This is a genomic window from Pseudoalteromonas rubra (genome assembly GCF_005886805.2).
Classification (GTDB): Bacteria; Pseudomonadota; Gammaproteobacteria; order Enterobacterales; family Alteromonadaceae; genus Pseudoalteromonas; species Pseudoalteromonas rubra_D.
Genome location: NZ_CP045429.1, coordinates 1,194,409 through 1,209,347, shown reverse-complemented (window position 1 = coordinate 1,209,347; position 14,939 = coordinate 1,194,409). Strand labels below are relative to the sequence as shown.

General features: G+C 49.5%; 13 protein-coding genes. 11 read left to right on the top strand and 2 right to left on the bottom strand.

What is annotated here, in order from left to right; genetic code table 11:
• Nucleotides 1–49 precede the first annotated feature (49 nt).
• From CWC22_RS05200 to CWC22_RS05185, 4 genes are read left to right on the top strand one after another with little or no spacing between them, the layout of a single operon-like run.
• Nucleotides 50–1,243, top strand: coding sequence for an efflux RND transporter periplasmic adaptor subunit (locus CWC22_RS05200; RefSeq protein WP_138538900.1), 1,194 nt, complete (start codon nucleotides 50–52; stop codon nucleotides 1,241–1,243).
• A complete protein-coding gene (locus tag CWC22_RS05195; RefSeq protein ID WP_138538901.1) occupies nucleotides 1,236–4,379 on the top strand; it encodes an efflux RND transporter permease subunit in 3,144 nt (1,047 codons plus the stop codon). Before CWC22_RS05200 ends, CWC22_RS05195 begins: the two co-directional genes overlap by 8 nt.
• Nucleotides 4,357–5,037, top strand: a complete 681-nt coding sequence (locus tag CWC22_RS05190) for a response regulator transcription factor (RefSeq protein ID WP_138538902.1) — start codon at nucleotides 4,357–4,359, stop codon at nucleotides 5,035–5,037. The genes CWC22_RS05195 and CWC22_RS05190 overlap by 23 nt, the downstream gene beginning before the upstream one ends.
• Nucleotides 5,037–6,332 (top strand): sensor histidine kinase, encoded by a 1,296-nt coding sequence (locus tag CWC22_RS05185; RefSeq protein ID WP_138538903.1) that lies wholly within the window; start codon nucleotides 5,037–5,039, stop codon nucleotides 6,330–6,332. The genes CWC22_RS05190 and CWC22_RS05185 overlap by 1 nt, the downstream gene beginning before the upstream one ends.
• Before the next feature lie 115 nt (nucleotides 6,333–6,447).
• On the opposite strand, the gene CWC22_RS05180 is transcribed toward CWC22_RS05185, so the two are convergent.
• Entirely contained in the window at nucleotides 6,448–6,750 is a 303-nt protein-coding gene (locus CWC22_RS05180) for a hypothetical protein (protein WP_010385282.1), read from the bottom strand.
• A 210-nt stretch (nucleotides 6,751–6,960) separates the two neighbouring features.
• Here CWC22_RS05180 and CWC22_RS05175 point away from each other — a divergent pair, with 210 nt between their 5' ends.
• The 7 genes from CWC22_RS05175 to CWC22_RS05145 all read left to right on the top strand — a co-directional run bounded on the left by CWC22_RS05175 (nucleotide 6,961) and on the right by CWC22_RS05145 (nucleotide 13,777).
• Nucleotides 6,961–7,560 (top strand): nucleotidyltransferase family protein, encoded by a 600-nt coding sequence (locus CWC22_RS05175; RefSeq protein ID WP_138538904.1) that lies wholly within the window; start codon nucleotides 6,961–6,963, stop codon nucleotides 7,558–7,560.
• A 228-nt stretch (nucleotides 7,561–7,788) separates the two neighbouring features.
• Complete coding sequence (locus CWC22_RS05170; protein WP_138538905.1) at nucleotides 7,789–8,934, top strand: acyltransferase family protein; 1,146 nt, start codon at nucleotides 7,789–7,791, stop codon at nucleotides 8,932–8,934.
• A 174-nt stretch (nucleotides 8,935–9,108) separates the two neighbouring features.
• On the top strand, nucleotides 9,109–9,858 hold the full coding sequence (locus CWC22_RS05165; protein WP_138538906.1) for a substrate-binding periplasmic protein: 750 nt from the start codon (nucleotides 9,109–9,111) through the stop codon (nucleotides 9,856–9,858).
• A gap of 445 nt (nucleotides 9,859–10,303) precedes the next feature.
• Nucleotides 10,304–10,990 (top strand): phosphoribosylanthranilate isomerase, encoded by a 687-nt coding sequence (locus tag CWC22_RS05160; protein WP_228553552.1) that lies wholly within the window; start codon nucleotides 10,304–10,306, stop codon nucleotides 10,988–10,990.
• Between the two features lie 63 nt (nucleotides 10,991–11,053).
• Nucleotides 11,054–11,752, top strand: coding sequence for a uracil phosphoribosyltransferase (gene upp, locus CWC22_RS05155; protein ID WP_125562046.1), 699 nt, complete (start codon nucleotides 11,054–11,056; stop codon nucleotides 11,750–11,752).
• A complete protein-coding gene (locus CWC22_RS05150; protein ID WP_125562048.1) occupies nucleotides 11,749–12,657 on the top strand; it encodes an EamA family transporter in 909 nt (302 codons plus the stop codon). The genes upp and CWC22_RS05150 overlap by 4 nt, the downstream gene beginning before the upstream one ends.
• A gap of 31 nt (nucleotides 12,658–12,688) precedes the next feature.
• Entirely contained in the window at nucleotides 12,689–13,777 is a 1,089-nt protein-coding gene (locus CWC22_RS05145; RefSeq protein WP_138538907.1) for an alkene reductase, read from the top strand.
• Between the two features lie 253 nt (nucleotides 13,778–14,030).
• On the opposite strand, the gene CWC22_RS05140 is transcribed toward CWC22_RS05145, so the two are convergent.
• Nucleotides 14,031–14,627, bottom strand: a complete 597-nt coding sequence (locus CWC22_RS05140; RefSeq protein ID WP_138538908.1) for a hypothetical protein — start codon at nucleotides 14,625–14,627, stop codon at nucleotides 14,031–14,033.
• Nucleotides 14,628–14,939 lie beyond the last annotated feature (312 nt).

The following is a 14,939-nucleotide window of genomic DNA, read 5'->3' as shown; positions in this document are numbered from 1 at the left end:
TTTTCGCCCGCACAGAACATCAACGGGTATATTATTCAGAGAGTTCACCATGACGTTACTCAATAATCGTTTACTCATCACACAGCTGGCCTTTTGTGGCTTGTGCGCTACTATTGTCTTTGCGATCCCGTCTCTGGGGGGCGCCGACACGAAAGACTCGCCGGCCGCAGAACCCTCTCAGGGAGCAAGTGCACTCGTTACACCGCCTCAGGTCACAACTACGTCAGTAAAAGCGGCCAGCTACACCCACATCATTACTGGTCACGGTACCGTAAGCGCCACGCATACGCTGACACTCAGTAGCGAAGTTGGCGGCCGGGTGACCCGGCTCCACCCAGACTTTAAACAGGGAGAGCGGCTGTCGGCGGGTACCGTACTGGCACGACTGGATGACACACAGCTTCAGCAAACGCTGGCGAACGCCGAAGTCTCACTGGCACAAGCCAGGCTCGATGCGGAAGCAGAAAAGCTCCAGGGCGACCCAAATAAGATGCAGTGGCGACAACTGGCTAGCACTGACAGCCACGATGTATTGCAGCCGCTACGTGCACCACAACAGCAAGTTGTCGCGGCTCAGCTGAGTCTGGCCGAAGCACAGTTGAATAGCGCACGGTATAACCTGGCAGCCAGTCAATTTACCCTACCCTTTGATGCCACCATAGTAAAACGCTCAGTTCAGCCTGGCAGTTATGTGCAACCGGGCAGCGCCATTGCCACACTTTACAGTACCGCACAGGCCGAAATCACGATTGAACTCAGCGCCGAGCAATGGCGACACTTACCCGCAGAGTTGATGCCAGAAGGTGGCTGGCATGTCACCCTCAGAGATACAACCAATACCGATGAGCAAACCCAATGGCATGGCCGTGTATCGCGCCTGAGCCAGTATGTTGATCCGCAATCGCGCCAACGTCTGGCAATTATCATCGTCGATAGGCCGCTGGATCAAACACAACCATTGTATTTTGGCAGTTATGTTAAGGCTCAGATACAGGGGGTTAAGCAAGATGACTTGTGGCGCATTCCCGCCTCAGCCCTGTCACAACAAAACCTCATCTGGTATGTCGACAAGGAAAATCGCCTGGCGCACTTTACCCCGCAGATCCAGTTTCGCCAGCACGGTGACCTGTATATTAATGCCCCCACAGACTTACACCTGGCCAATATCGTCGTACGTCCTTTAAGTGCCTATCTCGACGGCATGAAAGTTACCCCAATTCAACAGGAGCACAGCAATGACTGAGCGTTTTTCCCTGATAGCCTGGTTTGCGAAAAACCCGGTGGCAGCCAACCTGCTCATGCTGGCGGTGATCTTACTCGGACTCAGCAGCGCCGGTAATTTGCGCAAGGAGGGCTTCCCGCAACAGGAGCCGGATACCATACAGATCAGTGTCGCTTACCCCAGTGGCAGTGCCGCCCAGGCCGAGCAAGGCATTGCCGTTGCAATTGAAAATGCGCTGGAGTCTGTGAAAGGGATAAAACGCATCACGACCACGGCCAGTGCCAGCAGTGTGAAGGTACTGGTAGAAAAGACCGCGCAACACGATCTGGATACCTTGCAAAGAGAGGTAAAAAACCAGATGGATGCCATCTACAATCTGCCGCAGGATGCAGAGCAGCCCGTGATCACCACCGCACAGCGAGAGCAAGAGGTGATCCGGGTGCAGCTATTTGGCGCATTGTCTGCTCAGACACTACAAACCCTTGGGAGCCAGCTTGCGGATGACTTACTGGCTCAGCCTAATATCGCCACACTCAGTCAGCCCGATCACCGTGACCCATTGGTGGCCATTGAAATAGACGAAGCCAGCCTGCAAGCCTATCAGCTTAGTTTCAGCGAGGTAGCCGAAGCCATCAATCAATATTCCGGCACAGCACTGACCACCAGCCTGCGTAACCCCGATAAAGTGCTGCGCCTGAAAGCCGCCGAGCAGGCGCTTTATGCCGCAGACTTTGCGTCGATTGTCGTAGCAACCTCACAAACAGGTAAAAGCATTCGACTCCGCGATGTGGCCACACTGCAAGATACTTTTGCGAACGACAGTTTTCACCTGGCCCGATTTAATGGGCATCCCACTTACGGCATCACCATAGTTATGGACGAATACGGCGACATGAGCAACAGTGTGGCGCAAGCCAAAGCCGTCGTAGCAAAGTGGCAAAGCAAATTGCCCGAGGGGGCCTCACTGATCACCTGGTATGACAACTCTAAGCTGATCACGGAGCGCCTGAGTCTGCTGAGCCTGAACGCACTGAGCGGCATTGCCCTGGTGTTTATGGTACTGGCACTGTTTCTAAATCTGAAAGTTGCCTTTTGGGTCGCCGCGGGCCTGCCCTTTGTGTTCTTCGGCAGCCTCTATTTTATGACCGAACCCTACACCGGCATGACGCTCAATGAAATGACTACCTTTGGCTTTATTATGGCGCTGGGGATCGTCGTGGATGATGCCGTAGTAGTGGGTGAAAGCATCTATTCAACCCGGCAACGTTTTGGTGACACACTCAGCAACACCATCAAAGGCACCCAGCTGGTCGCCGTCCCCACCTTGTTTGGCGTATTAACCACTGTGGCAGCCTTTGCTGCGCTGGCCAATATCTCCGGCGGGCTAGGTGTGCTGTATGCCCAGTTTGGTACTGTGGTTACCCTATGCCTGCTACTGTCGGTGGTGGAGTCTAAATTGATCTTACCGGCACACCTGGCCCACATTAACACCCAGCAAAAACATCAGCCGAACCGCCTCAAGGCACTCTGGCATAGTGTGCAGCAAAGCGCAGATGCGCTGCTTACTGGCTTTAATCAACAACTTTATCGGCCTGCTTTGGAACACATTATGCACTTTCGTTACGCCGCATTGATGGGGTTTCTTGCGCTATTTTTTCTGACTGCCAGCCTGATCACTCAGGGGATTGTCAGGGTCGGCTTTTTCCCAGGACTGCCCGCCGATACGATCACCGCAACCATGACTCTTTATAACGACGCCAGTTTTGGCCAGACCGCCCGCAATCTGGATCAGCTTGAGGCACAGCTATATCAGGCCGAGCAACAACTGCTGGACGAGCAAAACCTCAGCCACATCGCCAGCGTGTCGGTCAGCGCAACTGGCGATCAAAGCGGCACACTCAATGTGGAGCTGGCTGGCACTCAACCCTATACCCTGAGCGAACTGGCGAAACGCTGGAGGACTCTGGCGGGCACCCCGGAAGCCAGCAAAACCTTGCATATTCAGGCGCAACTTGCACGCGTCTCCAACTTTAAGGTGGAGTTAAAAAGTAGCAGCGACGACACGTTAGAGGGTGCCGAAGCAAACCTGCAACAGGCGTTGCGTGAGATAAAGGGTGTACACAGTATCGACAGCTCACTGGCACCCGGCGAAGCCACCATGCACTTTGAAGTCACCGAAGAAGGCGAAATGCGCGGGTTTAACACCCAATTGCTGGCACGCCAGCTACTACAAGCATTTGGTGGAGAGGTCGTACAACGTTATATGCGGGACAAAGACGAAGTGAAAGTGCGGGTGCGTTATCCACTGGCTGCGCGCAGCGAGCAGGCTGATGTGCTTGCAGCCAGAGTGCGTGCCCCCGACGGACGGACCGTACCGCTTGGCAACGTAGCAAACGTAACCTACACCAGCGAAGTGCAATCCATTACCCGGATCAACGGCATCAGAGCAGTAACGCTCTCCGCTGCGGTCAATAAAGCCCTGCTGACACCCACCGAGCTGGTGGCCAGGCTCGAGCACAGCGTGGTACCTGGATTGCGTGCTCAGTACCCGGATCTGAACATACATTTTGCCGGGGAAGCCGAGCACCAAAAAGAAGCCACCGACTCCATGAGCTCCGCCTATCTGCTGGCACTGCTGGCTATCTATGCACTGCTGGCAATCCCACTGAAATCATATTGGCAGCCACTGATCATCATGTCGGTTATTCCGTTTGGCTTTGTAGGCGCGATTTTAGGTCACTGGGGCTTAGGTTTAACGCTCAGTATTCTATCCTTAAATGGCATACTGGCGCTCAGCGGCGTGGTGATCAACGACAGCCTGCTGCTGGTAAGCCAGTTTAATCGCCATCGCCGTGAGGGGAAAACCATGCACAATGCGTTACTTGAAGCCTGCACCGGCCGACTGCGTGCAATATTACTGACGTCACTGACCACCTTTGCCGGACTATACCCGATTTTGGGTGAAACCTCTCAGCAGGCGCAATTTTTGATACCCGCAGCGGCATCCCTCGGTTACGGAATTTTGTTTGCCACGGCCATTACGTTATTTTTAATCCCGGTATTGCTGCTGATCAGCCACGATATCTCAGCCCTGCTGAGCCGGTTCCGCCCCACCCGTACGGAGTATGTACCTCATGATCAACGTCATTTTAGTTGAGGATGACCTGGCGCTGGCCGGGAACATTATTGATTACTTTGAACTGGAAAACATCATCTGCGACCACGCAGCCAATGGCATTGCCGCACTCAACCTGATCCGCGACAATCTGTATCAGGTGATCATTCTGGATTTGAACCTGCCGCGCATGGATGGCTTACAGATCTGCCAGGCACTGCGCGACGAGGGCAATGATACCTCAGTGATTATGCTTACAGCGAGGGATCAACTCGAAGACAAACTGGCAGGTTTTGCCACCGGTTGTGATGACTACCTGGTCAAACCCTTTGCCATGGCAGAACTGGTGGTGCGGGTCAGAACCTTAGCCAAACGTAAAAGTGGTGAAGTTAAACGGCTGGAACTGGCTGAATTACACCTGGATCTGGATAACCGGGAAGCCACTTACCAGGGAGCACAGCTCAAACTCAGCCCGACAGGCATAATCATCCTCGAGACCCTGCTTCGTGCTTATCCAAATATGGTTACGAGACAGATGCTATTGCAGGCCGTTTGGGGCGATGAACAACCCGACAGTAATGCGCTTAAAGTACATATTCATCACCTGCGCAAAGCGCTCTCAATATGCAACCCGATGCTCACCCTTGACGCCATCCCGAGACAAGGGTTTAAACTCCATTGCCACAAGGAGCGCGTTTAATGGCCCCCATACATATGAGTCTGCGCCGCTACATTCTTGCTGCCCTGCTGGTGCTGGCCACCTTAGTGATCAGTTTGTTGTCCGTACTGTGGACCAACAGCTTTTTTACCGGGCTCGATGACATGATGAAAGGCACTATGCTGAATGTCGCCCAGGCGCACCACCCGCAACCCGGTCGACCAGTAAGGGCTCACAACTTTGTGGTGGCCAGTCAGTGGCAGGATTTACCCCAGACCATTCGTGCCACCTTTTCGCGTCAGGCTCTTGAAGCAAATGCCTTATACAAACAGGTAACCCGGGATAATATGTTTACCCGCCCCAGTGAAGCCCGATTTGTACTGTATTTTAAAAAGCCGGATGGTCAGTCCGGCTATGTTGCTCACCATTTTACTGCGCCGAAAATGCCACCTAAAACCTGGTTCCAGGGACCGGAAATCTTAGGGGTGCTATTTGCGCTGGGCACTCTCGCGTTGTTTGCCGCCGTGCTGGTGATACTGCTGCGTACTGTCACCCGGCCTGTGGCAAAGCTACATGACTGGGCTGCCGGGTTGGATCATCAGACGCTCAACGACCCACCCCCGGTTTTTCGCTATCACGAGTTAACCACTCTTGCCGAGCTGATCCAGCAAAGCCTGCAACAGGTCAAGCACAGCCTTGATCGGGAGCAGGAGTTTGTCAGCTATGCCAGTCACGAGCTACGCACCCCCATTGCAGTGATCCGCAGCAGCGTGGAGCTGCTGCATCGCCTTGGCAGCACGCCTGATGACAAAGGTAAAAAAGCACTGATGCGCATCGACCACGCCAGCCAGGCGATGGTAGCACTGACCGAGACCTTGCTGTGGCTAAGCCGAAAGGGGCAACCGCTGAGAGATTTAAAAGCAGTTAGACTGGCTGACCTGATAGATGCCCAGCTGGAGGATCTGGCTTACCTTAAGCAGGGAAAACACATTGTTCTGGCTGTGCACAGCGATGGCTATCAGTGTGAATTGTCACAATCCGGCGCAACCATCGTCATTGGTAACCTGCTCAGAAACGCCTTACAACACACCCATCATGGCACAATTTCAATCACACAAACACAGCATATTATCGAGATTGAAAACCGAGAAAATGACGATGAGCACACTAAAACCGGGCAAGACCCGGGCCAGGATGATGAACTCAACAATGGGTCGGGCTATGGGCTGGGCCTGGACTTAGCACGCAGACTGTGTGACGAGCTGCAATGGCAACTCAACATTGCCCATGACACCAGGCGCTTTTGTGTAACTTTGGTTTTGTCACCGCGCTACTAAGCTGCCTGAAAAAAGTTATCTACAAAGAAGTGTGCCGCACATCACAAGGAGCGGCACACAATTGCACAAGATTGTCCGGGCGTTCCGGCGCGCTTTACCCGCCAAGCCGCGTGCTTTAACTTTGTTTCAGCTTATCCCGGCGCAATTTTAGCAACCAGGAGGATTTGTTCTTCTCTGCATCATAGAACACAGAGATTGTAAAAAAGAACATCAAAAACAGAATTATATGGGCAGCCAGGCTGATGCCAAAGACAATCATACTGCCGATGTAGGTTGCAAAGGTGAAGCTCCACATACAGGCTAAAACAGTCATAATGTGAAAACGGCTCACAGGGTCCGGGATATGCCGAAGCGGGTTTCTGGTGGAGTCAAAGATATAGGTGTAGGCGTCATATACTTTGAGTGCGAACTGTTTCATATCTACCTCACAGTCTGATATTAGTTCACTCTTTACTACGAGAGGCACTGCACTTTGGATCTTAAGGCTAATAGCACCTCACGCATCACAGCGTCTTTTCACTTGAAGGTATACATCACCCAAACAAACCAGCTAGACTGTCTAAAACCATAAGACAGGTGCCTGACTTCATTGAACTATGCGCATGTAATTTATCTATAAGGAAAGCTGATGGACTGCTGCAACCAGCGCTCATATGAGACACCAGAGGGTAAGATAACCTCACTAATTCGACGAGATAGACTCAGAGTCGAAGCGCTCAATCTGGTGGCGCAATTAGATTTACCGCAATGCTATATCGCAGCCGGTTTTGTTCGAAACTTAGTCTGGGACGCATTGCACAAATTTAAGCATTCCACGCCATTACATGATGTAGACGTAATCTACTTCGACCCTGCTGAGTCTGACCCCAATGCGTATCAAAAGTACGAAGCACAACTCACCAAGTGCATGCCCCGGCTTAACTGGCAAGTACGTAATCAAGCTAAAATGCATCAGTATAATGGGGATCCAGCTTATCACAGTACTCTGGACGCGATGCATCACTGGCCAGAAAAAGAAACAGCTGTGGCAGCCAGACAGATCTCACCGAACACATACGAACTTATCGCAGCTTTTGGATTTGACTCACTGTTCAGCCTCTGTATTACGCACAACCCAAAAAGATCGAGGGCTATTTTTGACAGTCGCGTACATTCAAAACAATGGCTAACCAAATGGCCAGCGCTAAAACTAGCGAAATCACACGAGCACGATTGCATTTCACTATAGATACGAGACAATGCCACACAACAAAACACTAAGTTATTAGAGTTACATGACTTCCCCATACCGCCCACGATCAATGCCCTTCATAACGCACTCTCTGCTTTGATCCTTTTAGGTATTCATAATATGCTAAAACCTGCAACAGCCCGACGCTGCCTCAGAGCATAATAAGAAGTACTGAAATGGGTCGTCGATAGCTGGGAAAATCACATCATAAAGGATTTAATTTACATGAATAAATCTCGCTACTCAGAATTGGACTGGCTCAGAGTCTTATTAATTTTTGCGGTATTTTTGCATCATGTGTTTATGCCATTTAACGGAGATGGCTGGCACGTTATGAACCGTGAATCCAGCAAGGCCCTCGATGATATCATGGTGTACTTTGAACAAGTCAGACTGCACACCTTATTCTTCATAGCGGGAGCAGGATCGGTATTACTGCTTAATAAAGTATCAGCAGGCACCTTCCTGACCACCAAGCTGCATCGCTTACTTATCCCGCTCATCTTCGCAATGATGATTGTCGTGCCACCCCAGAATTACTTCGAAAACATCACTGAATATCACAGTTTAGCAGACGCATATCGTAGCCTAATGTTTGCTTTTAATGCTAATCACCTGTGGTTTATTGAGTTTCTGTTTGTTTTTATGTTACTGGCTGTGCCGGTTAATTTGGCGCTCGGTGCATCATCTGGCCGCGCGCTACTTAGCGTACTGGAACGCATCACGGCACATAAACATGGCCTGATGTTGCTGGGGTTAGTTATCATTGGGGTGCGGCTGTGCCTTAAAACCGTTATGCCCTCACAAGACCCAAGCTTATTCAACCTGTCAGTCTCACTGTTCTTCTTGCTGTTTTTTCTGGCCGGTATGTGCTTTATAAAAAGCCCCGGGATTTGGCTCGCTCTGGAACATAACCGCGCCACTAATTTTAAGTGGTTGCTCTTTAGCTCAGTCACATTCTATGCTTGGTATTACAGACCTGACATTAACGAATATACGTCGGTAGAAGTGCGCTGGCAACTCTGGTGGCTGATCAGTGCACTCGTTTCCTGGTCAGGCTTATTAACCCTCGTCGGCTATGCCAGTGCATGGTGCAAAAAAACGCCCAACTGGCTGCGTCGGACTAATGAATTGATTTATCCCTTTTATATTGTGCATCAAACCGTGATTGTTGCGCTCGCTTTTTATATTGTGCAGTGGGACGCGGGTATTGCCGTCAAATCATTAAGCCTGTTGTTTTCGTCGCTCATCATTTGCGCTGCGATTTGTTATTTTGTCATCAGGCCATTTAACCTCACGCGTTACCTGTTTGGCCTGAAAACGACGCAATCAAAGGTCCCTGAAAGCGCGAGATTGTCTGAAGAAAAGTAACTTTGACCTGTGCAGGTGCGTGCCGGATACAAACCTGGACTTGAATTGTGGCACGCATGACTAATCGACTCTGGGCTATCACTTCTTTTACTCAGATAGCCCCAACTCGCCTATTTATGGTGGGCCAACTACACTACAAGAGTTCACCTTCGACAGAACTCTGCCCGGAATAACATGATCTATCGTCTTTTAATCACGATTTTGCTTGTGCTCGTTACCCCTTTAGTGATGGGAACACCCAATTTTAAAGTGGTTTATTATGACGGCTTCCCACCTTATTCCTATAAAAACGAGGCAGGCCAGATGACAGGTATTCTGGTCGACATTGTCACTGAAGTCATTGAAAAGCAAATGGGCCTGAATGTAGTGCATAAAGGCTACCCCTGGGGCAGAGCCCAAAGAATGGTGTTCAACGGACAGGCAGATGCTTTTATCTCTGTGCCCACCGATGCGCGACTCCAGCATGTCAGTATCTCTGATACGCCGGTATTTGTCGGGCCCATCAACCTCTTCACCTACCGTCATCACCCTGGCCTGGACATTCTGATGCGTGTATCGGACACTGAAGGCCTGCGCGCTTTTCAGATCCTCGACTATATAGGTAATGGCTGGGGAGAAGCCAATCTGCCGCAAAATCAATATACCCGTAGTCTGACACCCAATATCTCGAATGCACTGCAGATGCTGGCAAAGAAAAGAGGCGATGTGGTGGTAACCGACAAAGTGGTTGCGCGGTATTTTATCGCAAAGCACCAATTACAGGATGCCATCATTGAAATACCCACAACCCTCGACATTGTCTCTTTCTCACTGTGTATCTCTAATCAATCACCCCATCTCGGCATACTGGCGGCCTTTTCAAAAAAGATAACCCAGTTTCGCCAGCAAGGGGGTGAGCAAAGCGTTTTGGAGAAATACCGCTAGGCACGGGCCCGATTAAATGCCCGGGCGATGACATCTCTCCTCATTCGCAACTACCCTGTCATGCCAACAGCTGAGTTAGCGATAACATTCCCCGCCCAAAGTCCTCGTTCAGATTGTTACACAGTAAAGACATCTCAAAAGTGCCACTCTAACACGATCACAATCCCGCCCCCTCTCACGGACTCCATACACCACCCCAAAAAACGGGCTTTTTCTTTGCCCTGAGGGGTCTGAACTAACACTTGCAACGAGAAGCTTCACCAAGCCAAAATTTCTTTAATCATATAACCATATGAATTTAAATGAAAAAGTAATTTCCATGTAAAAAAACGAGAAAAAAACAAATATCTTTATGCAAAGATACTTGACGATATCAGAAATAACCTATATCTTTAACTCAAGATTCTTTAAACAAACTTAACTTTAAACAATTAGGAGATATACCATGAATAACATCACTAACATCATCCAAGTAGCTGGCATCATTGACCGTGAAGAAGCAGAACTGTGTCTGGCAGAAGGCATTGAATGGTTGGGTTTCCCACTACGTCTGCCATCTGGTAAAGACGACATCACTGAAGGTGACGCAATCAGCATCATCAAAGATCTCAGTGAACCTCAGGCAGGCGTTCTAATCAGCTACATGGTAGACGCAGACGAAGTAAGCGGTTTTTGTTCAGAGCTGGGTGTAAAAGCTGTACAGCTACATGGCGACATCAGCGTTGCTGAAATGAAAAAACTACGCGCACTTCGCCCTGATCTCTACATCCTGAAGAGCCTGGTTGTTAAGGAAGATAACGCAGATGAGCTTCTGACCTTGGTTGATGAAGTGGCCGAATACGTAGACATGTTCATCACAGATACGTTTGACCCTAAAACTGGTGCCAAAGGTGCAACTGGCCTGACGCATAACTGGGACGTGAGTGCTGAGCTGGTTCGCCGTTCGCCTAAGCCTCTGATGATGGCTGGTGGCCTGAACCCAGACAACGTGGCAGACGCAATCCGCAAAGTTAAACCAGCTGCCATTGACGCGCACACAGGCCTGGAAGGCGCAAACGGTCGTAAAGACCGCGCTAAAGTCCAGAAGTTTATCAGTGAAGCACAAAAAGCCTTCGCAGAAATCAATGCTTAATCATCATATCTGAGTCAGGTGCTCTACAAGCGCACCTGACTCTCATCACTAAGGAGAGATACCATGCTTGCAACTAACCTAAGGTCACTATCCAGACCCGACTATAACACTGCAAACGTTATTGAACTGGAGCAAACGGATCGACTGCACTATTTGCATACTAAGGTGCGCGATAAAACAGCCAACAAACGTCAGTTTACCTTTTACGCCGATCAGATCATTCGTCTGCTATTGGAAAAAAGCCTGGAAAGACTGAACTTTGAAGGGCTGAATGTCACTACGCCGGTTGGCGAAACTTATGAGGGCAAACAATTTGCGAAGCCTCTGTGCGGTGTATCTGTGGTACGTGCAGGCGAAAGTATGGAAAACGAATTACGTCGCTTGGATCTCAATATTCCAATTGGGAAAATTCTCATCCAACGTGACCCAACAACCAAATTACCAAAACTCTATTATTCCAAACTGCCGGACAACGTTGAAAAGTTCCACGTGCTTCTTTTCGAACCAATGCTGGCAACGGGTGGCTCGGCCATTTGTGCCCTGGACGTGATGACCAAGGCCGGTGTTAAACCAGAAAACATCACCTTCGTAAACCTACTGTGCTCACCAGAAGGATTGCAAAAAGTCACAGCTCAATTCCCGGACGTCACCATAGTGACCTCATCTATCGAGCAGCGACTGAACGAACACGCCTTTATGATTCCCGGTATCGGAGATTTCGGCGACCGCTACTTTGGCACTACAGACCTGGGGGCTGTATGAGCAACAAGCAGCTAATTTTTTGGATGGTGGTTGCGATGATCGCACCCACCATCTGGGGTAGCACCTATATTGTTACCACTGAACTTTTACCAGCAGACAAGCCACTGATTGCGTCCGTTTTACGGGCGCTACCAGCAGGCATCCTGCTGGTGTTACTGGGCCGTAAGCTACCACAAGGTGTGTGGTGGATGCGCTCAATCATTCTTGGTTTGCTCAACATCGGTGGCTTCTTTTACTGCTTATTTGTCGCCGCTTACTTATTACCAGGTGGTGTCGCAGCGTTAGTCATGTCATGCCAGCCAATCATTGTAATGTTACTTGGCGCACTGCTGCTAAAGAACAAGTTAAAAGCGCGTCAATTCGTCGCCTGCCTGATAGGCGCACTAGGTGTATCTTTACTGGTACTTGAGCCCAATATGGAATTGCCAACCGCTGGCGTATTAGCAGGACTTGCAGGGGCCATGTCCATGGCAACAGGCATTGTGCTGACCAAAAGATGGGGTAAACCCGAAGGTGTGTCTTTATACACATTCACCGGCTGGCAGCTGGTTGTCGGCGGCCTGTTTTTGCTACCAATAGGGCTAGTTCAGGAAGGCTTCCCGACCGAGTTAACGCTCAACAATGTTATCGGCTACACCTATCTGAGCCTGATAGGCGCATTGGTTGCTTATGTACTGTGGTTCAAGGCGATTGAAAAGCTACCTGTGGTCACCGTGTCTTTCATCTCATTCGCCAGCCCATTATCGGCAACACTACTGGGTTACTTCATACTCGGCGAAGTACTGACATTCAGCCAAATACTGGGGGCCGGTGTCATCGTAGTGGCGATAGCCGTGTCGCAGCAACAGCTGTTTAACCGAACACTTGCGAGTCCATCAACGGATAAGTCGCTTTCTAAGGCGTAACAAAGACTTTTAAATAATTAAGGATATTGCAATGAACACTTTATTTGACGCAACTCAATACGGCAGCATCAAAGCAAACAACCGTTTCGTTATGGCACCGATGAGCCGTAACCGTGCCACAGAGCTTGGCCTGGCAACCCCTTTGATGGCGACCTACTACAGCCAGCGGGCAACCGCCGGACTCATTGTCACTGAAGGGATACAACCCAACCAGGTTGGTCAGGGCTACATGAATTCACCGGGTCTACACACCAATGAACAGGCACAAAGCTGGTTGCAAGTCACCGACGCGGTGCACGAAAAAGGAGGCAAAATCGTTGCCCAGTTTATGCACTGTGGTCGCATTGGCCACCCCAGTCTGTATCCCAGTGCACACCAATCTGTTGCGCCCTCAGCGGTCACGGCAAATGGCCAGATATTTACCCCAGATGGCATGCAAGATTTTGCACCACCAAGAGCACTGAGCTATGAAGAGATCCAGGCGACCATTGCTGACTATGCGCAGGCTGCTAAGTACGCCATACTCGGCGGGTTTGACGGCGTTGAGATCCACGCAGGCAACGGGTTTTTACCGCATCAGTTTTTAGCCAACAACACCAATCTGCGCGACGATGAATACGGCGGCAGCATTGAGAATCGCATCCGCTTTACCCTTGAAGTCATTGCCGCCGTTGCCAATGCCATCGGCGTGGATAAAGTTGGCCTTCGTATCTCACCACATAACCAGTTCAATGACATTAATGAAACCGATACCCTGCCTTTATATCAGGCACTGATTGAAGCATTACCGACGAATCTGGCATACCTGCATATCATGGAAGCGGCGTGCCGTGAGACCAGTCAGAAAATCCGAGCACTGTGGCAAGGTCCTTTGATCCTTAACCCACACCAGTCATGGGAAGACGGCCCGGCAACGCCAGCTATCGCCACTCAGGTACTGGAACAAGACCTGTGTGATGGCGTCGGCATTGGTGCCCTGTTTGTGGCTAACCCGGACTTGGTAGAAAGAGCCAAAGTGGGTGCTGAATATAACGAAGTGGATGACAGTAAGTTTTATGGTGGCGGAGCCGAAGGCTATACCGACTACCCGACACTTGAGGAGGCAGAATTGACCGCCTGAGTCTATTTTATGGTCTGACTCTCCTTTACTGACCGCAAGGGTGATTTATCACCCTTTTTTGTTTTGCTTTAAAAACAAAAAAGCGGTGCTGTAACTGCGAGTTTGCAGGTGAGGCGATTTAAAAAGACATTTGCCAGAAACCAAATCTGTATCTTGAACTGCACCTGAAAAGAAAAAATTAGACTGGGTGACTTAGTCAGTATTCCAAGGCCAGGTGCACAATTTAAGACCTGACCCCAGTGTTTTCAAATGATTACTTCGTACATACAAAAATGTAATCGCCGCCAGCACCACTGTTAAGATCAGCCGCTTCTGAGCTTGTGTTTTTCACAACCTTATGACCGTTAAGTTTACAATGATTCATCGCTGTATTCTTGCCGCTATGGTTACTAGTCCTGATACTGGTTATTTTATTACTGGACCCCGTTTTATAGCACAGATAAATCCAATCACCTCCGGAACCTTGATTGAGATCTTCTACTAGTGCAATCCAACCAGTCCCCCCGCATGCAGTCACTATATCGGTGTCTTCTGCACTACTATCGCTTTGAAATATTTTTAACTGCGTAACTTTAGGTGAAGATGGGTTATTGTTACCATCAGCACATAAGTAAATATAATCTCCCCCTGCACCACTATTTAAATCGGTGGTAGTACACCCATCCCTGTCGATTGCATCTGTGTCTGCAATATGAATAGACAAAGAGGCAAAGCCATCCGAGTTGTTGATTTGATCGCCACCATATATAACGTATGGACTGCCGTCATTTCCTTTACTTTGAGGAGTTGTATCAGCCCAGGCTGCGACGCTTAATGACAATGCCAGGCTACCAAAAATAATATTTTTCATATCTATTTCCTAAGATCTCGTGTTGTGGACATTCAAAGCTGTTCATTTTATGAGGCTATAAAACAAGGCCCTGAACAACCTGCAACAGAGATTAGTTAACAAAATGCATAAAAATACTACACTTCAATTACATTAAAGACCCCACAGATACAGAGAAGATTAACCCTCTGACATTGCTCAATAAGACCGTACTCACAATCGTATGTCAGCACGCGCAAAAAATAGAAGGTGTATCATCTGCTATGGGTCTTGAAGAGATTACCTTCGAAAAATGCTCTATCCGGAAATCAGCGATTTGCCGCAAGATGACGT